This is a genomic window from Pseudoalteromonas sp. M58 (genome assembly GCF_042604605.1).
Taxonomy (GTDB): Bacteria; Pseudomonadota; Gammaproteobacteria; order Enterobacterales; family Alteromonadaceae; genus Pseudoalteromonas; species Pseudoalteromonas tetraodonis.
The window spans coordinates 2505744-2524760 of the sequence record NZ_CP152390.1; the positions used below are offsets into that span (position 1 = coordinate 2505744).

At 40.6% G+C, this 19017-nt stretch carries 13 protein-coding genes; 6 read left to right on the plus strand and 7 right to left on the minus strand.

The genetic code is table 11. The features are described from left to right. Window positions 1-18 precede the first annotated feature (18 nt). Together AAGD16_RS11640 and AAGD16_RS11645 are read left to right on the plus strand one after the other, a co-directional pair. Window positions 19-396 (plus strand): DP-EP family protein, encoded by a 378-nt coding sequence (locus AAGD16_RS11640; protein WP_377111875.1) that lies wholly within the window; start codon window positions 19-21, stop codon window positions 394-396. Window positions 397-577: 181 nt separating this feature from the next. Then, entirely contained in the window at window positions 578-1573 is a 996-nt protein-coding gene (locus AAGD16_RS11645; RefSeq protein WP_024602337.1) for a GGDEF domain-containing protein, read from the plus strand. A gap of 124 nt (window positions 1574-1697) precedes the next feature. Here AAGD16_RS11645 and AAGD16_RS11650 read toward each other — a convergent pair whose 3' ends face one another. Both AAGD16_RS11650 and AAGD16_RS11655 read right to left on the minus strand, forming a co-directional pair. Further along, window positions 1698-3050, minus strand: coding sequence for a magnesium transporter (locus tag AAGD16_RS11650; RefSeq protein ID WP_016899669.1), 1353 nt, complete (start codon window positions 3048-3050; stop codon window positions 1698-1700). Between the two features lie 299 nt (window positions 3051-3349). Then, entirely contained in the window at window positions 3350-5017 is a 1668-nt protein-coding gene (locus tag AAGD16_RS11655; protein ID WP_024602336.1) for a methyl-accepting chemotaxis protein, read from the minus strand. A gap of 401 nt (window positions 5018-5418) precedes the next feature. On the opposite strand from AAGD16_RS11655, the gene purU reads away from it, so the two are divergent. Next, complete coding sequence (gene purU, locus AAGD16_RS11660) at window positions 5419-6249, plus strand: formyltetrahydrofolate deformylase (protein ID WP_013465657.1); 831 nt, start codon at window positions 5419-5421, stop codon at window positions 6247-6249. Between the two features lie 72 nt (window positions 6250-6321). Here the strand turns inward: purU and AAGD16_RS11665 are convergent, their stop codons facing one another. The 3 genes from AAGD16_RS11665 to acs form a co-directional block, all read right to left on the minus strand. Continuing rightward, window positions 6322-7929, minus strand: coding sequence for an AbgT family transporter (locus AAGD16_RS11665; RefSeq protein ID WP_016899668.1), 1608 nt, complete (start codon window positions 7927-7929; stop codon window positions 6322-6324). Between the two features lie 154 nt (window positions 7930-8083). Further along, window positions 8084-8734 (minus strand): response regulator transcription factor, encoded by a 651-nt coding sequence (locus AAGD16_RS11670; protein WP_013465659.1) that lies wholly within the window; start codon window positions 8732-8734, stop codon window positions 8084-8086. Window positions 8735-8826: 92 nt separating this feature from the next. Beyond that, on the minus strand, window positions 8827-10767 hold the full coding sequence (acs, locus tag AAGD16_RS11675; RefSeq protein ID WP_028833941.1) for an acetate--CoA ligase: 1941 nt from the start codon (window positions 10765-10767) through the stop codon (window positions 8827-8829). Between the two features lie 404 nt (window positions 10768-11171). Between acs and AAGD16_RS11680 the strand changes: the two genes are divergently transcribed. Together AAGD16_RS11680 and AAGD16_RS11685 are read left to right on the plus strand one after the other, a co-directional pair. After that, the gene (locus tag AAGD16_RS11680; protein ID WP_058155135.1) at window positions 11172-12341 is read left to right on the plus strand and encodes a DcaP family trimeric outer membrane transporter; all 1170 of its coding nucleotides are present in this window, start codon (window positions 11172-11174) and stop codon (window positions 12339-12341) included. A 201-nt stretch (window positions 12342-12542) separates the two neighbouring features. Beyond that, window positions 12543-14663: a TonB-dependent siderophore receptor gene (locus AAGD16_RS11685; protein WP_377111884.1), complete on the plus strand. Its 2121-nt coding sequence runs from the start codon at window positions 12543-12545 to the stop codon at window positions 14661-14663. 127 nt (window positions 14664-14790) lie between these two features. Here AAGD16_RS11685 and recA read toward each other — a convergent pair whose 3' ends face one another. Together recA and AAGD16_RS11695 are read right to left on the minus strand one after the other, a co-directional pair. Then, entirely contained in the window at window positions 14791-15834 is a 1044-nt protein-coding gene (gene recA, locus AAGD16_RS11690; RefSeq protein ID WP_013465663.1) for a recombinase RecA, read from the minus strand. Window positions 15835-15902: 68 nt separating this feature from the next. Continuing rightward, window positions 15903-16391, minus strand: coding sequence for a CinA family protein (locus tag AAGD16_RS11695; protein ID WP_377111888.1), 489 nt, complete (start codon window positions 16389-16391; stop codon window positions 15903-15905). 21 nt (window positions 16392-16412) lie between these two features. On the opposite strand from AAGD16_RS11695, the gene mutS reads away from it, so the two are divergent. Then, window positions 16413-18998, plus strand: a complete 2586-nt coding sequence (gene mutS / locus AAGD16_RS11700) for a DNA mismatch repair protein MutS (RefSeq protein ID WP_377111891.1) — start codon at window positions 16413-16415, stop codon at window positions 18996-18998. The last annotated feature ends 19 nt before the right edge of the window (window positions 18999-19017 follow it).

Here is a 19017-nt window from a genome sequence, read left to right on the forward strand (position 1 = left end):
AATACAAAAGGAAATAATATGGATAATACCCAAGAGCAAATTCACTTTACTGTAAATATTGAATTAGACAGTAACGACAACGCCAATTTTACATACTTTAAAGATAACAAAGAAGTCTCTGGCGGTGGCGTTGTCAGAACTGAAACCGCAGGTATTTATAGCTTAAATGAAGCAACACTTGCTAAAGGTTTTTTATTCACCGGAGCCACTATCACTGATAAAGAAGGCGACTGTGCTGGTGATTTTAAATCAGAAATCAATGATGATGGCCAATCAATCACCATCACAGACACAGATGAAAATAATGGCACTGTGTGTTTAATATTTAATGTTGAGTGCAATGGTAAAGCCTATGAAAGCGCCGACCCACAAATTGAAAATAAAGACAAAAATTAATAAACAACGCTTAATATTTAATTTTTGTTTTCCAAATTGCACAGGCCTTTAACGCCTGTGCATAATAAAAAATACTATTAATCAAAAACTTAAAAGCAGAAGATTACCGAAAGGTTTAATTGCACTTTTTTATGTAAATTTGTAGACATCAAAAACGTCTGTATCATGCTAAGGCTAAAACGTGTCTAAACAAATTAATAAAAAAGAGACTCCAGCGGTTAAAAACGATAAAGCACTCCCCTTCGATTGCGCTTTATCGAGTCCTTTTTCTCATACCCAATTTGGCGCTTTAATTGAATTATTTAACGGCACCGCCGAAGGCATTTTTGTACTTAATGAGCACGGTGGTTTTGAGTTTGCAAACCCAAAAGCAGCACAGCTATTAGGTTACTCTCAGCAATCTCTAATAGGCGAAAATTTACTGTCGTTTTTACACGGTGCAGACCTTGATAAATATAAACAGACGTTATTAAATTGGATAGACATTAAAGATACTTCCCTTAGCTTTGGCCCAAATGAAATAAAAATAAATAAAGCGAATGGTGATATTATTGAAGCAGACTTATCAATATCTAGTATGCCAAAAAGTATTGCATCGGCGCAAAAATTATACGTTTGCATACTTCATGATCTCAGTACGCATAAAGCGATGTACAACCGTTTAAAAATACAAGCTTCAACCGATCACTTAACTGGGCTCGCTAATCGTTTAGCTTTAGATGAGTCACTAAAAAAATACTGGCAAGAAAGTATTCAAAGCCAACAACCTCTAACCAGCATATTGATTGATGTAGATCACTTTAAAAAATTCAACGACACCTATGGGCATATTAAAGGTGATAAATGCTTACAAAAAATTGCAAAAATGCTTTTGCATTGTATCCCGTCAAGAGAGTGTTTGGCAGCGAGATATGGCGGTGAGGAGTTTGCTATTATTTTACCGCGTTGCGATATAAAAAGTGCAACGATTGTTGCCAAGCATGTACAACAACAAATTAATGCGATGACATTTACAGATATAGGCCTGCCACCAGAGGTTAAAGTTAGTGTGAGCCAAGGGATTGCCTGTGAGCACAATAGTCAATACCGTACCTACGAGGCGCTGTTGTACGCCGCAGACACGGCTTTGTACCGCGCAAAAACCGAAGGTAGAAATAAAATAAGTACTGTTGTTTAAAGTTTAAATTAAAGGCCATTCCATGGCGCTATATCTACCCTAAAAGCCACTAAATTGAGTTACTTTACTGGCGTTTAGATTAATTTTAAATGCTGTAGATAAGAGATTAATCTTTATATAAAAATTACAGTAATAACAAACTACCTAACCCTAAAAAGGTCACAAAGCCGACAATATCAGTGACTGTGGTTAAAATCACTGAACCCGACAACGCAGGGTCAATTTTCATTTTATCTAAAATAGAGGGGATCACTACGCCCGCCAACGATGCTGCCACTAAGTTAAGTAATATTGCCACAGTAATGGTTATACTGAGCATAATATCGTTAAACCATACAAAGGTTAGCAAACCAATCACTAATGCCCACACCAAGCCATTTACCGCCCCTACTCGCAACTCTTTTTTAAGTAATGCGTTTCGGTTTGAGTCAGTAACCTGACCCAGAGCCAGTCCTCGTACAATAACCGTTAAGGTTTGGCTACCGGCAATACCGCCCATTGACGCCACTACAGGCATTAATACCGCAAGTGCAACCACTTGCTCTATAGTTGCGCCAAACAAACCGATAAACCACGAGGCTAAAAATGCCGTTGCTAAGTTGATACCTAACCAAATACCACGGTTTTTAGCACTTTTACGAACACTGGCAAATAAGTCCTCGTCTTCTCGTAAACCACCGGCCTTTGCTGCCGCTTCGTCGGCTATTTCTTGACGTAATTCATAAGCTGATGCAATGGTTAAACGCCCTATTAATTTGTTATCGGCATTAACCACTGGCATGGCCATTTTCTCGCTATGAATAACCACTTCAGCGGCTTCATATAAATCATGGTCTGCGTGCAATGAGGTAAAGTCATGATTAGCTAACGTCATTAAACTCTCGTTATCATGCGCTTTTATCAGATCATTAACCGCAACTTCACCGATTAAGCTACCTTTACGGCTCACCAAATAAATAACTTCGCTGTATTGCGGTAAGCCTTTGTGTAGCAGCTTTTTAGCGCCACCCGCAGTGAGTTTGTCTGACACCTTTAAAAAATCAAACCCAATCCAGTGACCTAATTGCTCTGGCGTATATTGCTGAGCCAGTTCGTATTGCTTAGTTTGTGCTTCATCGAGTTGTTTTTTAGCGTAATCAATAAAACGTTGTGGAATAACTTCTTCTAACTCAAGTAGCTCTTCAACATTTACTTCGTCTAATAATTTAAATCCGGCACTGTCATCTAGTGTTTGTAGTAACCATAAACAGCTATCTTCACTTAAATTAACAAAAATTTCGTGCTGCGTGTCTTCATCTAATAAATGCCAAATTTCAAGACGCTGCTCTTTAGGGATCGCCTCAAACAATAAAGATAAGTGCTCAGTTGATAAAGTTTGCTGAGCATCTATAAGTAATTTATTTTTGCGCTCAGTGGTATCACACTGCAATAAGTCATTTATGAGTTGTGGTAACTGATCAACCGGATACTCTATCATTTAAAAACCCTAAAATAGTCGTTTCACTATAAATTTACTGTAATAAGTAAGTACTTATTAATGAGATTAGCTAGGATCTGTTTATCTTTCGAGGTTGAACATGTTTCAATCCAAAAAGGTCAACAGACCCTTATAGTGTACATTAGTCGCTAATAAAAATATTAAAAAATCGCTGTGCTGTTAAATATTTATGGATGTAGCAGGCTATAAACTATTGCGCTTTAGCTAAAAATAAAGCAAAAAAAAGCCGTAACTAAATAAGTCACGGCTTCCAAAAGCAATTAATAGCTAAGTGTTATTTATATTTTAAACTGACCAACTAAATCACCTAAGTTTTGACCTCGTCCCGCTAAGTGCTGACTTACCGAAGAAGTCGTTTTACTCGATTGCGTTAATTCATTCACAATTTCTTGAATTGCATACACGTTACGGTTTATCTCTTCTGTAACGCTACTTTGCTCAGTAGCTGCGGTGGCAATTTGTGTACTCATATCGTTAATTGTTGTTACCGATGTAGTAACCGCACCTAAACTTTCAGATATAGCGCGTGAAGACTCTACAGAGCGGTTACAGCTTTGTTGACTCGCTTGCATGGCTCCTACAGCCGCAGTGACTAAGTTATGTAATTCGCTAAGCATTTCATTAATTTCTAATGTGCTATCTTGAGTACGGCTTGCTAAGCTTCTTACTTCATCAGCTACAACGGCAAAACCACGACCTTGCTCACCCGCTCGTGCAGCCTCAATAGCGGCGTTTAATGCCAGTAAGTTCGTTTGCTCAGCAATACCCCCAATAACACTCAACACGCTATTAATCTTTTTAGACTGTTCACTTAACGAGTTTACTTGCTCAGCGGCTTGGTTAATTTCGCCCATTAAGTTTGAAACTTCACTGAGTGAAACATCCACACAATCTTGCGCATTGGCCACTTCTTTTGTTGCTGCCTGCGTTGATACCGCAACTTGTGTGGTATTTTGTGCCACTTCATGCGAGGTTGCTGACATTTCAGTAATAGCGGTGACTACTAGTTCAGTTTCATGGTTATGTTTCAATAATTTATCTTCAATTAATAAGGTTTGCGTATTGATATCTGATGAGGCCGTTTTAACATCGCTCGTCACATCGACCACGCCCGAAATAATACTATGCAGCTTACTAACAAACAGATTAAACGATTCACCTAGTTGACCAATTTCATCATGGGTGTCAATCACTAATCTTCTGGTTAAATCACCTTCACCTTTGGCTATGTCATCTAAACTTTGTACCATTCGATGTATTGGTTTAACCATATTACTCGCTGCATATAAGGCACCCACGGCTGCTAAACCAAGTAGCAGAAGTGATATTAAAAATAAGGTGGTCATTTTTTCAGTTAAATGCTCAGCCATGGTTGCTTGGTATTTAACTAGTTCAGCCTCAATGTCATCCATATAAGTACCCGTACCAATCATCCAGTTAGTACCTGGGATCATGGCTGCATACCCTATTTTTTCAATCAAACCCGTCGTGTTGGGTTTTTGAAAGTGATAGGTAAAAGACCCACCCCCTTTACGAGCTTGCTCTAGTAAACCAACCACTATTTTTTTACCGTTTGGGTCGGTCATGTCTATTTTATTTTGCCCTTCAATTGCATCGCCTAACAATGCATGAAAAACACTCACGCCATCGGTATCGTAAATAAAATAATAGCCATCTTCGCCAAATTTTAAATCCCTTAGCGCATTTTTTGCGTCTTGTTCATTACCTTGTGCTAATTGGTATTGCACTATTTGAGAACCAATTTCAATTTCTGTTTTTAGCAGCGTTTGTTTATCTGCTATTAGTTTGGTTTTGAATTCATTAAAGTATTGCTGCTGATTTTGCTTCTCTAAATAATATGAACCCGCCATAAAACTGATTAGCAATACAATTAATGGTAAAACAGCCAACAGTAGCAATTTGTTTTTTAAGCTTAAATTACCCATTATTTCTCCAATTAACATTACAAGCCATCAAGCTCTTTTTATTTTGTAGCCCGTTAGCTAAAAAATTTCATTGTTTGCATTACTATACAACGCATACCTGTATACAAATTAAGCACAAACGAGATCGTTTAGCAATCTAATACACTCTTACAATAGTAAAACACACTAAAAAACACTTTATAACTAGACGATAGTATATAAGCAGTAATAAAGAACCAAAACCAATTTAGCCTTTCAAATAGCCAGTACACAGCTTGTTAAACTTCCTTAAAGCTAAATTAACCTGACTAACGCTATTTTAGCTTTAATGAAATTAAATATTGGGCATCACACAAAGGTCTTGCTTTCTGAGTTAAAACGCAAATAATGAAGCAACTAACTACTGGGTAAGAATGAGGAAAATGAGTTACATACTAACCACCCAATGCGCCGATGATATTGGCTTAATCGCCAAAATTACCGGGCTGTGTCACCGACATAACTTAAACATTATTCGTAATAACGAGTTTGTAGATAAAGATGCACAGCGCTTTTTTATGCGCACTGAACTCACTGGCGAACCCCACACTGAGTTTTTAGCACAGCTGCGCGAAGTATTACCCGCAGGTGCAAAAGTGGCGCTACACGGTGAAGAAAAAACCAAAGTCGTATTATTAGCCACAAAAGAAGCCCACTGTTTAGGCGGCATGTTGTTAAAGCAATTTGAACAAACCCTAAACATAGAGATACTTGCCGTGATTGCCAATTATCCTACATTAGAACCTTTGGTTAAGGGATTTGATATTCCTTTTCATGTGGTTTCTCATGAAGGACTTACGCGCAGTGAGCACGACGAAAAAGTCGGTGACTTAATTGCCAGCTATAACCCTGACATTATTGGATTAGCTAAATACATGCGTATTTTAAGCCCTGAGTTTGTTGGTCGATTTGAGGGTAAAATCATCAATATTCATCACTCATTTTTACCGGCTTTTATTGGTGCTAAACCTTATCATCAGGCGTTTGAGCGCGGTGTAAAAATTATTGGTGCCACGGCTCACTTTGTAAATAATGAGCTAGATGAAGGCCCTATTATTTTACAAGACGTATCGAGTGTAACCCATGCTAATACGGCTGAAATGATGGCTAAAATGGGTAAAGACGTGGAAAAAACAGTGTTTTGTAAAGCATTGCAACTAGCATCAGAACATAAGCTATTTATTAATGGCAATAAAACCGTCGTATTTTCATAATTTTTACTTTTAAATAAAAATGCCAGCTAATAAGCTGGCATTTTTTATAAGTAAATATTAAACCTTACTTAGTTAGGGTGTGTAATACGTTGGTGCTCCAGGACCTACTGGCATACCTAAAACAAATACCCATAAGTAAAACAGCACCACCCAACCAACAAAGAAAATAATACTATATGGCAACATAGTCGCTACCAAAGTACCTATTCCCATGTCTTTTTTGTATTTAGTGGCAACCGCGAGGATCAAGCCAAAGTAACTCATCATCGGGGTAATTAAGTTAGTTACCGAATCACCAATACGATAAGCTGCTTGAATTGTCTCGGGGGCATAACCTATAAGCATCAGCATAGGAACAAAAATAGGGGCTGTTACTGCCCACTGCGCTGACGATGAGCCTAGCGTTAAGTTCACTAAAGCACACATTAAAATAAACAACACAAATACTTCCGGCCCCGTTAGGCTAAGTGCCTGTAATAATGCAGCGCCATTAATGGCTAAAATAGTACCTAAGTTAGTCCACTTAAAAAATGCCACAAACTGCGCAGCAAAAAAAACTAATACAATGTACATTCCCATAGAGCTCATACTTTTGCTCATGGCGTTAATCACGTCTTTATCATTTTTCATGGTGCCAACAACGCGGCCATAAACAAAACCTGGAATACCAAAGGTGACAAAAATAAAAACCACAATCCCTTTTAAAAACGGCGAGTGAGCAACTAGGCCTGTTTCTGGGTTACGTAAAATACCGTCTGCGGGTACAACCGTCCACGCGAGTAGTAATGAAACAAAAAGTAATGAGAATCCAGCCCATTTTAAGCCCGACTTTTCTTTGTCAGTTAAACCGGCAATGTTGTTTTGAGCTAAATCTTCACTGGCTTCGTCTGGGTTATATTTGCCTAATCGCGGCTCTACAATTTTCTCAGTAACTAGCGTGCCTAATATGGCAATTAAAAATACCGATATCATCATGAAATACCAGTTTGCTTCTGCGCCTACTTGGTAAGTTGGGTCAATCATTTGTGCAGCTGGTGTGGTAATACCGGCTAGTAACGGATCGATAGTACCCAATAATAAATTAGCACTGTAACCACCAGATACCCCAGCAAATGCCGCAGCAAGACCGGCAAGCGGATGACGACCTAAGCTATGAAATATCATTGCCGCTAGCGGAATCAATACCACATAGCCAAGCTCAGAAGCTGTATTTGATAATATAGCGGCAAACACCACCATAAAGGTCACTAAGCGTTTTGATGCCCCCATTACCATGCCACGCATAGCGGCAGATAATAGCCCTGAATGCTCAGCTACACTCACACCTAATAGCGCAACTAATACCGTCCCTAATGGCGCAAAGCTAGTAAAGTTGGTCACCAGCCCCGTTACAATACGTTGTAAGCCTTCTGCACTGAGTAAGCTTACTACTTCAATAACACCATCTGGATCGCGCCCAGCAGAGCCCTCAGGCCGTGGATCGATAGCGCTGAGTCCAAACCAATCGGCAACACCACTAAATAAAATAATGGCAATACAAAACAATGCAAATAACGTAATTGGGTGGGGAAGCATGTTCCCTAAAAATTCTACAGTGGCTAAAAATCGATTAAACCAGCCGTTCTTTGCGACCTGATTTTCATCTTGGGATGTGTTTGGTGAGTCTATTGAGTCTGACATACCATGCTCTCTTAATTACAAAATGCCCGTAACCTAGCATTATTTACCCAGCAGGTCATGTAATAAAGATGAATGACTTGTTATGTCATAGTAACTGAATGGTTTCGCGTGCTTGAGTTGCAAAAAAGAGGCTCTCGCCTCTAATTTAACCTGTTTAAACTTGCTCTATGGGTTCTAGTTGTAATTTTGCAGCAATTAAAACAGCTTGAGTTCGGTTATAAACACCGAGTTTTCTAAATATGGCAGTTATGTGTGCTTTGACGGTGGCTTCTGAAATATGCAACTCGTAAGCTATTTGTTTATTCAGTAGGCCTTCGTGCAAATATTGCAATACACGGTATTGCTGTGGAGTAAGTGATGCAACTTGTGCGGCAATTTCCCTATCTTCGCCTTCTATTTCAGCTACCTTACTTTTTAGTTCAGTTGGCAGCCAAGTGTCGCCTTCAAGTATTTGGTTTATTGCATTAGCAATATCATCCGATGAAGATGATTTGGGAATAAACCCCATAGCGCCATAACCCATTACCTTAGAAACAATATTTACATCTTCACTCCCCGAAACCACCGCAATCGGTAAGCTCGGATAATCTTCACGAATACGGATTAATCCGTATAAGTCACCGTTACCTGGCATGTGTAAATCTAGTAGTAATATATCAAGATCTTCTTGTTCGCTTAACACTTTCAATGTGCTATCAAAATCGGCCGATTCAAAAACCTCTAAACCTGCAAATTTTGCGCTCAAAGCGCCCTTTAATGCTTCGCGAAATAACGGATGATCGTCCGCTATTAAAAACTGACTCATTGTTCACTCCCAAAAATTCGGCTGCTATCCGATAGACAACAGCCGATATACTACGTTTAGAATCAACTTCTAATCAAGCTTTTAACGCGAAATTAACGATTTAATCGATTTTCTACTAGCTCATCAACGACTGACGGATCGGCGAGTGTCGACGTATCACCAAGCTGTTGATACTCATTTGCAGCAATTTTACGTAAAATACGACGCATAATTTTGCCTGAGCGAGTTTTTGGTAACCCTGGCGACCATTGGATCATATCGGGTGATGCAATAGGGCTAAGCTCTTTACGTACCCAATTACGGATCTCTTTTGTTAGCTCATCACTCACCGTTACACCCTCGTTAGGTGTAATGTAAACATATATGCCTTGGCCTTTAATATCGTGCGGGTAACCGACAACTGCAGCTTCAGCTACGGCTTCATGAGCAACTAAAGCACTTTCAATTTCAGCAGTACCTAAACGATGCCCAGATACATTAAGCACATCATCCACACGCCCTGTGATCCAGTAATCTCCGTCTTCATCACGACGACAACCGTCACCGGTGAAGTAAACACCCGGGTAAGCACTAAAATAAGTTTGCTCAAAGCGCTCGTGATCGCCATAAACAGTTCGTGCTTGCGAAGGCCAGCTATCTAAAATAACTAGGTTTCCTTCAACAGCGCCCTCTAATGTATTACCCTCAGCATCAAATAACGCCGGTGCAATACCAAAAAATGGACGAGTTGCAGAGCCTGGTTTCATATCAGTTGCACCTGGAAGAGGCGCAATCATAATGCCGCCAGTTTCAGTTTGCCACCAGGTATCAACGATTGGGCAGTTAGATTTACCAATTTTTTCGTAGTACCACGTCCACGCTTCGGGGTTAATTGGCTCTCCTACTGAACCTAAAATACGCAGGCTATCTCGGTTTGAACTGGCAATTGGCTCATCACCTTTGGCCATAAGCGCTCGAATAGCAGTAGGTGCGGTGTATAAAATAGTAACGTTATGTTTATCAACAACTTCACCCATACGCCCTGCTGTTGGGTAAGTTGGCACACCTTCGAATACGACTTGCGTACACCCATTAACAAGCGGGCCATAAGCAATATAACTGTGACCTGTGATCCAGCCCACATCGGCACTACACCAAAAAATATCATCTTCTTGTAAGTCAAAAACATATTCATGAGTCATTGATGAATACACTAAATAACCACCAGTGGTATGTACCACACCTTTAGGCTGCCCCGTAGAACCTGAGGTATATAAAATAAACAATGGGTCTTCAGCGTTCATGCGCTCAGGCTCACACTCGGGTGCTTCATCAGCAACTAAGTCATGCCACCAAATATCATGGCTATGCCAATCAACATCGCCAGAGGTCAGTTTATGAACAACTACATGCTCAACGGTAGTTACCGAATCTTGTAACACCGCTTCATCAACATTGGCTTTAAGCGGTACACAGTTACCGGCGCGTCGACCTTCATCTGATGTGATCACCACCTTAGCGCCTGAATCATTAATGCGATCTGCAATAGCCGATGGTGAAAAGCCACCGAATATAACAGAATGAATCGCACCTATACGGGCACAAGCTTGCATTGCATAAATAGCTTGTGGGCTCATTGGCATATAAATGGCAACACGGTCACCTTTTTTTACACCCAATTTTTTTAAGCCATTGGCAAATTTAGCGACTTCGTCATGTAATTGTTGGTAGGTAATATTTTCACTTTGCGAAGGATCATCGCCTTCCCAAATAAGCGCTACTTTATCTGCTTTTGTTTTTAAGTGGCGGTCGATACAGTTGTAAGATGCATTAAGGTAGCCATCTTCATACCATTTGATATTAATATGGCCTTTATCAAATGAAGTGTTTTTTACTTTTGAATAAGGAGTAAACCAGTCAAGACGCTTACCGTGCTCAGCCCAAAACCCTTCAGGGTCTTCTACAGACTGTTTATACATCGTATTATATTTTTCATTATCGACGAGCGCTGCGTTTTTAATATGCGCAGGAACTGGGTAGATACTTTGTGACATATTAGTCTCCAATTTATATTACTTGCCTTAGGCTTTTCATCAAGGATTACTCAGCGGTGCACTATTAAATATTAGACATTAGTTGTATCTAGGTTCAAACAGCTATTATCTTATCTATAATCCCCTTTGTTACACTTGATATACATAAAAATACACATTATTAAAGCAAAGAATATGAACAACTCATATTTATTAAACCTTAGTCTAATAGACTAATAGTTGATTGAGTAAATTGTGTACATATACAACAGTAGCTTAAATATTTAAAAGTATTGACTGTTTATTAACAATCCTTATTTACTTACAAATTAAATTAAAACTATGTAAATTCAATTTGTTAGTACTATATAAGTAACACACGTTAGAAAAAACATACAACAAGTAGCCTATAAAAGGACGCAACAATGAAACTTACTCCAATTAAAACACTGGCAGCTACAGCTGTACTTTGTGCACTTTCTAGCACAGCTTATGCCGCAACAGCTGCAAAAATAGGTGATACCGAATTCACCTACGGTGGATACATTAAACTCGACGCAATGTGGAGTGACTACTCAGCAGGTGCGCCTGCAGGCACCAGTGTTGGCCGTGACTTTTATGTACCAAGTACATTAACCGTTGGCAGCGATAATAACTCAGATGCTGTATTTGATATGCACGCACGTGAATCTCGCTTTAACTTTGGTACGTCTACACTTTTAGATAATGGCAAAACGGTTAAAACTAAAATTGAGTTAGACTTTTTAGCTTCTGCTCCTGGCGGTAACGAGCGTGTGTCCAATTCATATTCTCCGCGTATTCGCCATGCCTTTATTTCTTATGATGGCTGGTTATTTGGTCAAACATGGTCAAACTTTCAAAACGTCGGTGCATTACCAGAAGCGCTTGATTTTGTTGGCCCAGCTGAAGGCACCGTCTTTGTTCGTCAATCTCAAATTAAATACACTACGGGCGCATGGTCTTTCTCTTTAGAAAACCCAGAAAGTACAATTACAACACCTGGTGGTGGCATGGCAGTGACAGATGATGCCTCATTACCTGATTTTACTGCACGCTATACCCACAATGCTGACTGGGGTAACTTTGTAGTTGCTGCACTCGCTCGTCAATTAACTTATAAAGTAGGCGGTGTTGATGCCGATGAAACTTCTTTTGGTGTCAGTGCATCAGGTATGGTTAAACTAGGTGAAGACAACCTTAAATTTATGCTTACTCAAGGTAAAGGGTTAGGCCGTTATGTTGGTCTAAACGTAGCACGTGGTGCGGTACTCAACGGTGATGATTTAGATGCCATTGATTCAACATCAGGTTTTATTGCTTATCAACATAAGTGGAACAGCCAATGGCGCTCTACATTGCTATATTCGTTTTTCTCAGCAGATAACAATACAGACTTACTTTCATTCTCAGGTGATCCGACAGAATCAAGCCAAAGCTACAGCGCAAATATTCTGTACTCACCGGTTAAACGCTTAACCTTTGGTGCTGAATTAAAACATGCAGAACGTGAGCTTGAAAGTGGCGTAGATGGCGATATGGATCGCTTACAGTTCTCTGTTAAATATGCATTTTAATTTCTTTACTGATTAAAGTACTGATTTACTTCCTGAGCGGCTTCGGCCGCTTTTTTGGTTTTTAACTAGCGCTCAGGTTAACTACAACCACACGCTTTATTTAAAAAATATCAAAGATGTGTAAAATACCGACTTAACGCAATTGCAAATCACTCTCATTTAGATTAAATTACACCCACATTTTATCTTATGGGAAACAAGATGCTGTACAAACATAAAAACTCTGCATTTAAACTGAGTCTACTTACTTCACTGGTTTTATCTGGGCATGCTATTGCTAACGACACGCAAGACGACCTACCTTTAGAAAAAATTGCCGTTTATGGGCAACATCATAAAAATTATATTACCGAAGAAGCACAGTCAGCGACTAAGCTAGGTTTAACAATTAAAGAAACTCCACAGTCAATTTCTGTTGTCTCACGCGCGTTGATGGATGACTTTTCACTTGATGATATTAATGCGGTATTAGAAAGCACCCCAGGCGTAACAGTGGAACAAATAGAAACCGATCGTACTTACTTTAAAGCCCGTGGTTTTGAAATAACTAACTTTTTAATTGATGGTTTAGGCACGCCGCAAAGCTCAGGTTCAATTCAAGGTACACTTGATACGGCAATTTACGATCGCGTTGAAATAGTGCGTGGTGCCAACGGCATGATGACCGGTGCAGGTAACCCATCGGCTACTGTTAATATGGTGCTAAAAAAACCAACCTACACAACGCAAGCTCATGCATCCGCTTCTTATGGTTCGTGGAATAATAAACGTGTAGATATTGATGTTTCCACACCGATTAACGACGAACACGCTGTTCGTGCTGTATTTACTAAGCAAGATAAAGAGTCATACCTAGACCGTTACGAAACCGATAAAACCGTTGCCTACCTTGCCTATGAGGGTAAGCTGACTGACGATACACTACTGAGCATTAACTACGTAAACGAACAAAAAGATGCCGACAGTCCTTTATGGGGCGCGTTACCACTTTATTACACTGATGGCTCAGCAACTAACTATGATGACTCAACTAGCACAGCTGCAGATTGGTCGTATTGGGATAATAGCGCTGAACGTGTTTATGTAACACTTGAGCAAAACTTATCAGCGACTTGGGTCGCTAAAGCGCGTTATGCCCACATAAAAAATGAACAAAATTCAGAGTTGTTTTATGTGTATGGCACACCAGATAAAGGAACTGGTTTAGGTTTAACGGGATATGCGAGTCGTTATGATTACAAAGACACACAAGATTTGTATGATTTATATGCCAGCGGTAAGTTTGAGCTATTTTCGCTAGAGCACGACTTATCATTCGGCATCAGCCAAGCAAACATGGACTTTAATGACCAATCGCTTTATGACTACACTACAGGTAATGGTTTTCCAGGTATGCCTGATTTAGCAAGTTGGGATGGTGTTATTCCAGAAGCGACATTGGTTGATAGACCTAATGGCAGTGATGTACAAAACACACAAAGGTCGGCTTATATATCAACCCGCATCAAATTAGCTGAACCATTGAGCCTTTTAGCTGGAGTACGCTATACCGATTGGGAAACTAAAGGTATTGCTTATGATGTAGTACAAACCCGTGATGACTCAGAATTAATCCCTTATATTGGCACAGTGTACGATTTTACCGAGTCGTTATCTGCGTATGCTAGCTATACCGAAACGTTTGTACCACAAAAAGAGTTAGACATTAATGCTGAACAACTGGCTCCTGTAATTGGCAAAAGTACTGAGGTTGGCCTAAAAGCACAGCTTTTAGGTGAGCAAGTATTTGTTACACTCGCCTACTTTGATGCCGAGCAAGATGGACTTGCTGTTGCACTTCCAAACTCTCTTCCTAGCGATACGCGTTATTATGCTGCAGATGGTATCAATAGCGATGGATTCGAAATTGAGCTAAGCGGTCGCTTAACTGATGATTTAAGTGCCAGTATCAGCTTTAGTAATTTAAGTATTGATGGTGACGAACTTGTTAAAGACTACACCCCAGAAAACCAATTAAAAATGGCTGCCACTTATCAGGTGCCATTTATTGATGGTTTAACCTTAGGTGCTAATTACCGCTGGCAAGACTCTATTAGCCGCGTGCAAGTAAAAGATCCAGCAGGCAACGCATTGGTTACTACAAAACAAGGTGCTTATGGCTTACTAGATTTAATGGCCACCTACGAAATCACTCAAAACGTCGGTGTTACCTTCAATGTTAATAACAGCACTGATGAAAAATACATAAACAGCCTCTATTGGGCTCAAGGTTACTACGGTGCACCGCGTAACTACTCACTGTCAGTTAACTGGCAGCTATAAACCTGAGTACTGGGCTCTCATGAACAGAGCTTAAGTCAATTTATAGCAAGCAATAAAAAAGCGCTAACCTAATTGGTTAGCGCTTTTTTTAAGCTCGGGTCAAATCAAGCTTTTAAAACTAATTGGCTTAAAGGTCGCCTTCGTCACCTAATACGTCTTCGCCATCTTCTGGCTCAACTGTTGCTTTTAGCAATAGCATTTCACGCAGTTTACCTTCAATTTCATCTGCAATTTCAGGGTTTTCTTTAAGGAACTTAATCGAATTAGACTTACCTTGGCCAACTTTGTTGCCATTGTAGCTATACCAAGCACCTGCTTTTTCAACAAGTTTGTGCTTAACACCTAAATCAATCAGCTCACCCTGCTTAGAAATACCTTCACCATACATAATGATAAATTCAGCTTGTTTAAACGGCGGTGCAACTTTGTTTTTAACAATTTTAACGCGCGTTTCATTACCAACAACCTCGTCGCCTTCTTTTACCGAACCAATACGACGAATATCAATACGTACAGAGGCGTAAAATTTCAGGGCGTTACCACCGGTTGTTGTTTCAGGGTTACCAAACATTACACCAATTTTCATACGGATTTGGTTAATGAAAATACATAGCGTGTTTGAGCGCTTAATGTTACCAGTCAGCTTACGTAGTGCTTGTGACATTAAACGTGCTTGTAAGCCCATGTGTGAATCACCCATGTCGCCTTCAATTTCAGCTTTTGGCGTTAATGCTGCAACCGAATCGACAATAACCACATCAACCGCGCTTGAACGCACTAACATGTCACAAATTTCCAGTGCTTGCTCACCCGTATCTGGTTGAGATACCAGTAACTCATCAATGTTAACGCCTAGTTTTTGTGCATAAATTGGATCAAGAGCATGCTCAGCATCAACAAAGGCACACGTTTTACCTTCTTTTTGAGCTTCAGCGATAACTTGCAATGTTAGCGTTGTTTTACCTGATGACTCTGGGCCATATACTTCAACAATACGCCCCATTGGTAAGCCGCCTATGCCTAAAGCAATATCAATACCTAGCGAGCCTGTTGATACAGCGTCAATGTTTAACGCCTTGTTATCACCCAATTTCATAATTGAGCCTTTACCAAATTGACGTTCAATTTGTGATAAAGCTGCGTCCAATGCTTTTTGTTTGTTATCGTTCATTTTACTCTCCAAATCCAGCTAATGCAGACAAGTATACTGTATGAAATCACAGTATCAAGCTAATTTTATTATTTTATCTTCTCTATTATACTTTTCAATGAAAATACAATAGCTTGCAGCCTAACTTGCGCCCTATCTCCATCAAATACTTGCTCAAACGTCCAGTGTTTACCGTTAATTTGTAGGCCAAACCACACAAGCCCTATCGGTTTGCCCTCAGTGGCACCACCGGGACCTGCAATTCCTGAAATAGCAATGCCAATATCAGCATTAGCCGCCTTACATGCACCTGCTGCCATCTCAATGACTGTTTGTTCGCTCACCGCGCCAAATTCCTCAAGGGTATCACGCTTCACATTGAGTAATTCATGCTTTGCGTTATTGCTATAAGTGACAAATGCGCGGTCAATATATGCAGAGCTTCCGGGGGTATCAGTAAGCGAATAACTCACTCCACCACCAGTACATGATTCAGCGGTAGTGATCCATAAGCGTTTATCCGTTAAAATAGCGCCTAATTGCGCAGCAAGTGTCTTAATCTCTTGATGTAATTCCATATTCAGCCTTTGGGTAAATACATGTCGTTTGATCTTTATGCACCGCACACTATAAAACAACAAACCCCTATGATGCAGCAGTATCTAAAAATAAAATCAGAGCATCGCGATATTTTATTGTTTTATCGGATGGGGGATTTTTACGAACTCTTTTTTGACGACGCAAAACGCGCCGCGCAATTGCTTGATATTTCACAAACACATCGTGGCAAAGCCGGCGGCGATCCTATTCCTATGGCGGGCGTGCCTTATCATGCAGTAGAAAACTATTTAGCCCGCTTAGTACAAATGGGCGAGTCGGTGGCTATTTGTGAGCAAGTGGGCGACCCAGCCACCAGCAAAGGTCCTGTTGAGCGCAAGGTAGTACGTATTGTCACTCCGGGTACCATTTCTGACGAAGCCTTACTGCAAGAACGCCAAGACAACCTTTTAACCAGTGTTTGGCAAAATAAAAAAGGCCAATACGGTATTGCGTATCTTGATATCAACTCAGGGCGCTTTAATGTTGTTGAAGTAAACACTGATGAAGCATTTAGCTCAACGCTACAACGCTTAGCGCCTGCTGAATTACTGTATAGCGAACACTTTGAAAACACTCACTTAATTGAACACATTAAAGGGGCAAGACGTCGCCCTGATTGGGAGTTTGACCTTGATACCGCGCAACACTTACTGTGCGAGCAGTTTGGGACCAAAGATTTAGTGGGGTTTGGCGTCGACAAAGCACATAGCGCCTTGGTGGCAGCAGGCTGTTTAATGCAGTACGTAAAAGATACCCAACGTATTGCATTACCGCACATCCGCGCAATCACTCTTGAGCATAACGAACACGCGGTTATTTTGGATGCGCCAACCCGTAAAAACCTTGAGTTAACGGTTAATTTATCCGGCGGCTTTGAAAACACCTTAGCCCAAGTGCTTGATAAAACAGCAACGGCGATGGGCTCGCGATTACTTAAACGCCGCATTCATACTCCTATTCGTAATAAAGATGAACTCAACTCACGACTTAATGCTATTACTGCCATTTTAGATGCACAATTATGTGGTGAACTGCATGACGCGCTCAAAGAGATTGGTGATATAGAACGTGTAATTGCTCGCTTGGCATTACATACCGCTCGCCCACGCGATTTAACACGGCTTCGCAGTGCGCTTCAAGCATTGGCGCCACTGCATAGCTTATTAAACGATGCAACTGATACACGTATTTCACATATAATTACGCATTCTAAAGAGCTTCCTGAGCTACAAGCATTACTTGAACGTGCTGTCATTGATAATCCGCCAGTGTTAATTCGTGATGGCGGTGTTATTGCGCCAGGGTATAACAGCGAACTCGATGAGTGGCGTAATTTAAGCCAAGGTGCCACCGATGTGCTTGAACAGCTAGAGCAGCGCGAACGTGAACGCACCGGTATTAGTACACTTAAAATTGGTTATAACCGAGTGCATGGCTTTTTTATTGAAGTGAGTCGCGCCAACTCGCACTTAGTGCCTGCAGATTACATTCGTCGTCAAACATTAAAAAATAACGAACGCTATATAATCCCAGAACTAAAAGAACACGAAGACAAAGTTCTCGGCAGCCAATCAAAAGCGCTGGCCCTTGAAAAACAATTATACGAACAGTTATTTGAATTTATAGCTCCGCATATTGAGCAGCTACAAATAATGGCCTCAGTAATTGCCGATCTAGATGTACTGAACAATTTAGCAGAGCGTGCCCAAACACTTAATTATGCCAAGCCTGAGCTTTGCGATAACGATAATATCAGCATTAAACAAGGCCGCCACCCTGTGGTAGAGCAGGTAATGAAAGACCCGTTTATTGCCAACCCTGTGGAGCTCAATAACCAGCGTAAAATGTTGATTATTACCGGCCCTAACATGGGCGGTAAATCAACCTACATGCGCCAAACTGCGCTTATTGTGCTTATGGCACATATTGGCTGTTACGTTCCTGCCGATAGCGCTAAAATTGGTAATATAGATAGAATATTTACCCGTATTGGCGCCAGTGACGACTTAGCATCTGGGCGTTCAACCTTCATGGTTGAAATGACCGAAACCGCGGCTATTTTAAATAATGCCACCGCGCAATCATTGGTGCTTATGGATGAAATAGGCCGAGGAACCAGTACTTACGATGGTTTATCACTGGCGTACGCGACGGCTGATCACCTCGCTTCAAAAATAGCGGCTAAAACCCTCTTTGCAACCCATTACTTTGAACTTACAGAGCTTGCAGAGCAAACGCCTGGGCTGGTTAATGTGCACCTAGATGCCATCGAACACAACGATACCATTGCCTTTATGCATACGGTATTAGATGGCGCAGCGAGTAAGAGCTTTGGTTTGCAAGTAGCTGCACTGGCCGGGGTGCCTAAAGCGGTTATTGCCCAAGCTAAACAAAAGCTAAGCTTGCTTGAAAACCATCAAAGTGTCACCACAGTCACTACAGAGCAGCAGGTTTTACCGTTTGATAGTGAACCGCAAATAATTCAGCCTAGTGAGCTTGAGCAACAAATGAGCGCAATAGACCCTGATAACCTATCACCGCGTCAGGCGCATGAACTGCTTTATAAATTAAAAGCACTGCTTTAAACGCAAACAGCCCGGCTTA

What these genes read in the sequence shown, in the direction of transcription:
- AAGD16_RS11640 (WP_377111875.1), top strand. Translation starts at nt 19, where the DNA reads ATGGATAATACCCAAGAGCAAATTCACTTTACTGTAAATATTGAATTA.
- AAGD16_RS11650 (WP_016899669.1), bottom strand. Translation starts at nt 3,050, where the DNA reads ATGATAGAGTATCCGGTTGATCAGTTACCACAACTCATAAATGACTTA.
- AAGD16_RS11655 (WP_024602336.1), bottom strand. Translation starts at nt 5,017, where the DNA reads ATGGGTAATTTAAGCTTAAAAAACAAATTGCTACTGTTGGCTGTTTTA.
- purU (WP_013465657.1), top strand. Translation starts at nt 5,419, where the DNA reads ATGAGTTACATACTAACCACCCAATGCGCCGATGATATTGGCTTAATC.
- AAGD16_RS11665 (WP_016899668.1), bottom strand. Translation starts at nt 7,929, where the DNA reads ATGTCAGACTCAATAGACTCACCAAACACATCCCAAGATGAAAATCAG.
- AAGD16_RS11670 (WP_013465659.1), bottom strand. Translation starts at nt 8,734, where the DNA reads ATGAGTCAGTTTTTAATAGCGGACGATCATCCGTTATTTCGCGAAGCA.
- acs (WP_028833941.1), bottom strand. Translation starts at nt 10,767, where the DNA reads ATGTCACAAAGTATCTACCCAGTTCCTGCGCATATTAAAAACGCAGCG.
- AAGD16_RS11680 (WP_058155135.1), top strand. Translation starts at nt 11,172, where the DNA reads ATGAAACTTACTCCAATTAAAACACTGGCAGCTACAGCTGTACTTTGT.
- AAGD16_RS11685 (WP_377111884.1), top strand. Translation starts at nt 12,543, where the DNA reads ATGCTGTACAAACATAAAAACTCTGCATTTAAACTGAGTCTACTTACT.
- recA (WP_013465663.1), bottom strand. Translation starts at nt 15,834, where the DNA reads ATGAACGATAACAAACAAAAAGCATTGGACGCAGCTTTATCACAAATT.
- AAGD16_RS11695 (WP_377111888.1), bottom strand. Translation starts at nt 16,391, where the DNA reads ATGGAATTACATCAAGAGATTAAGACACTTGCTGCGCAATTAGGCGCT.
- mutS (WP_377111891.1), top strand. Translation starts at nt 16,413, where the DNA reads ATGTCGTTTGATCTTTATGCACCGCACACTATAAAACAACAAACCCCT.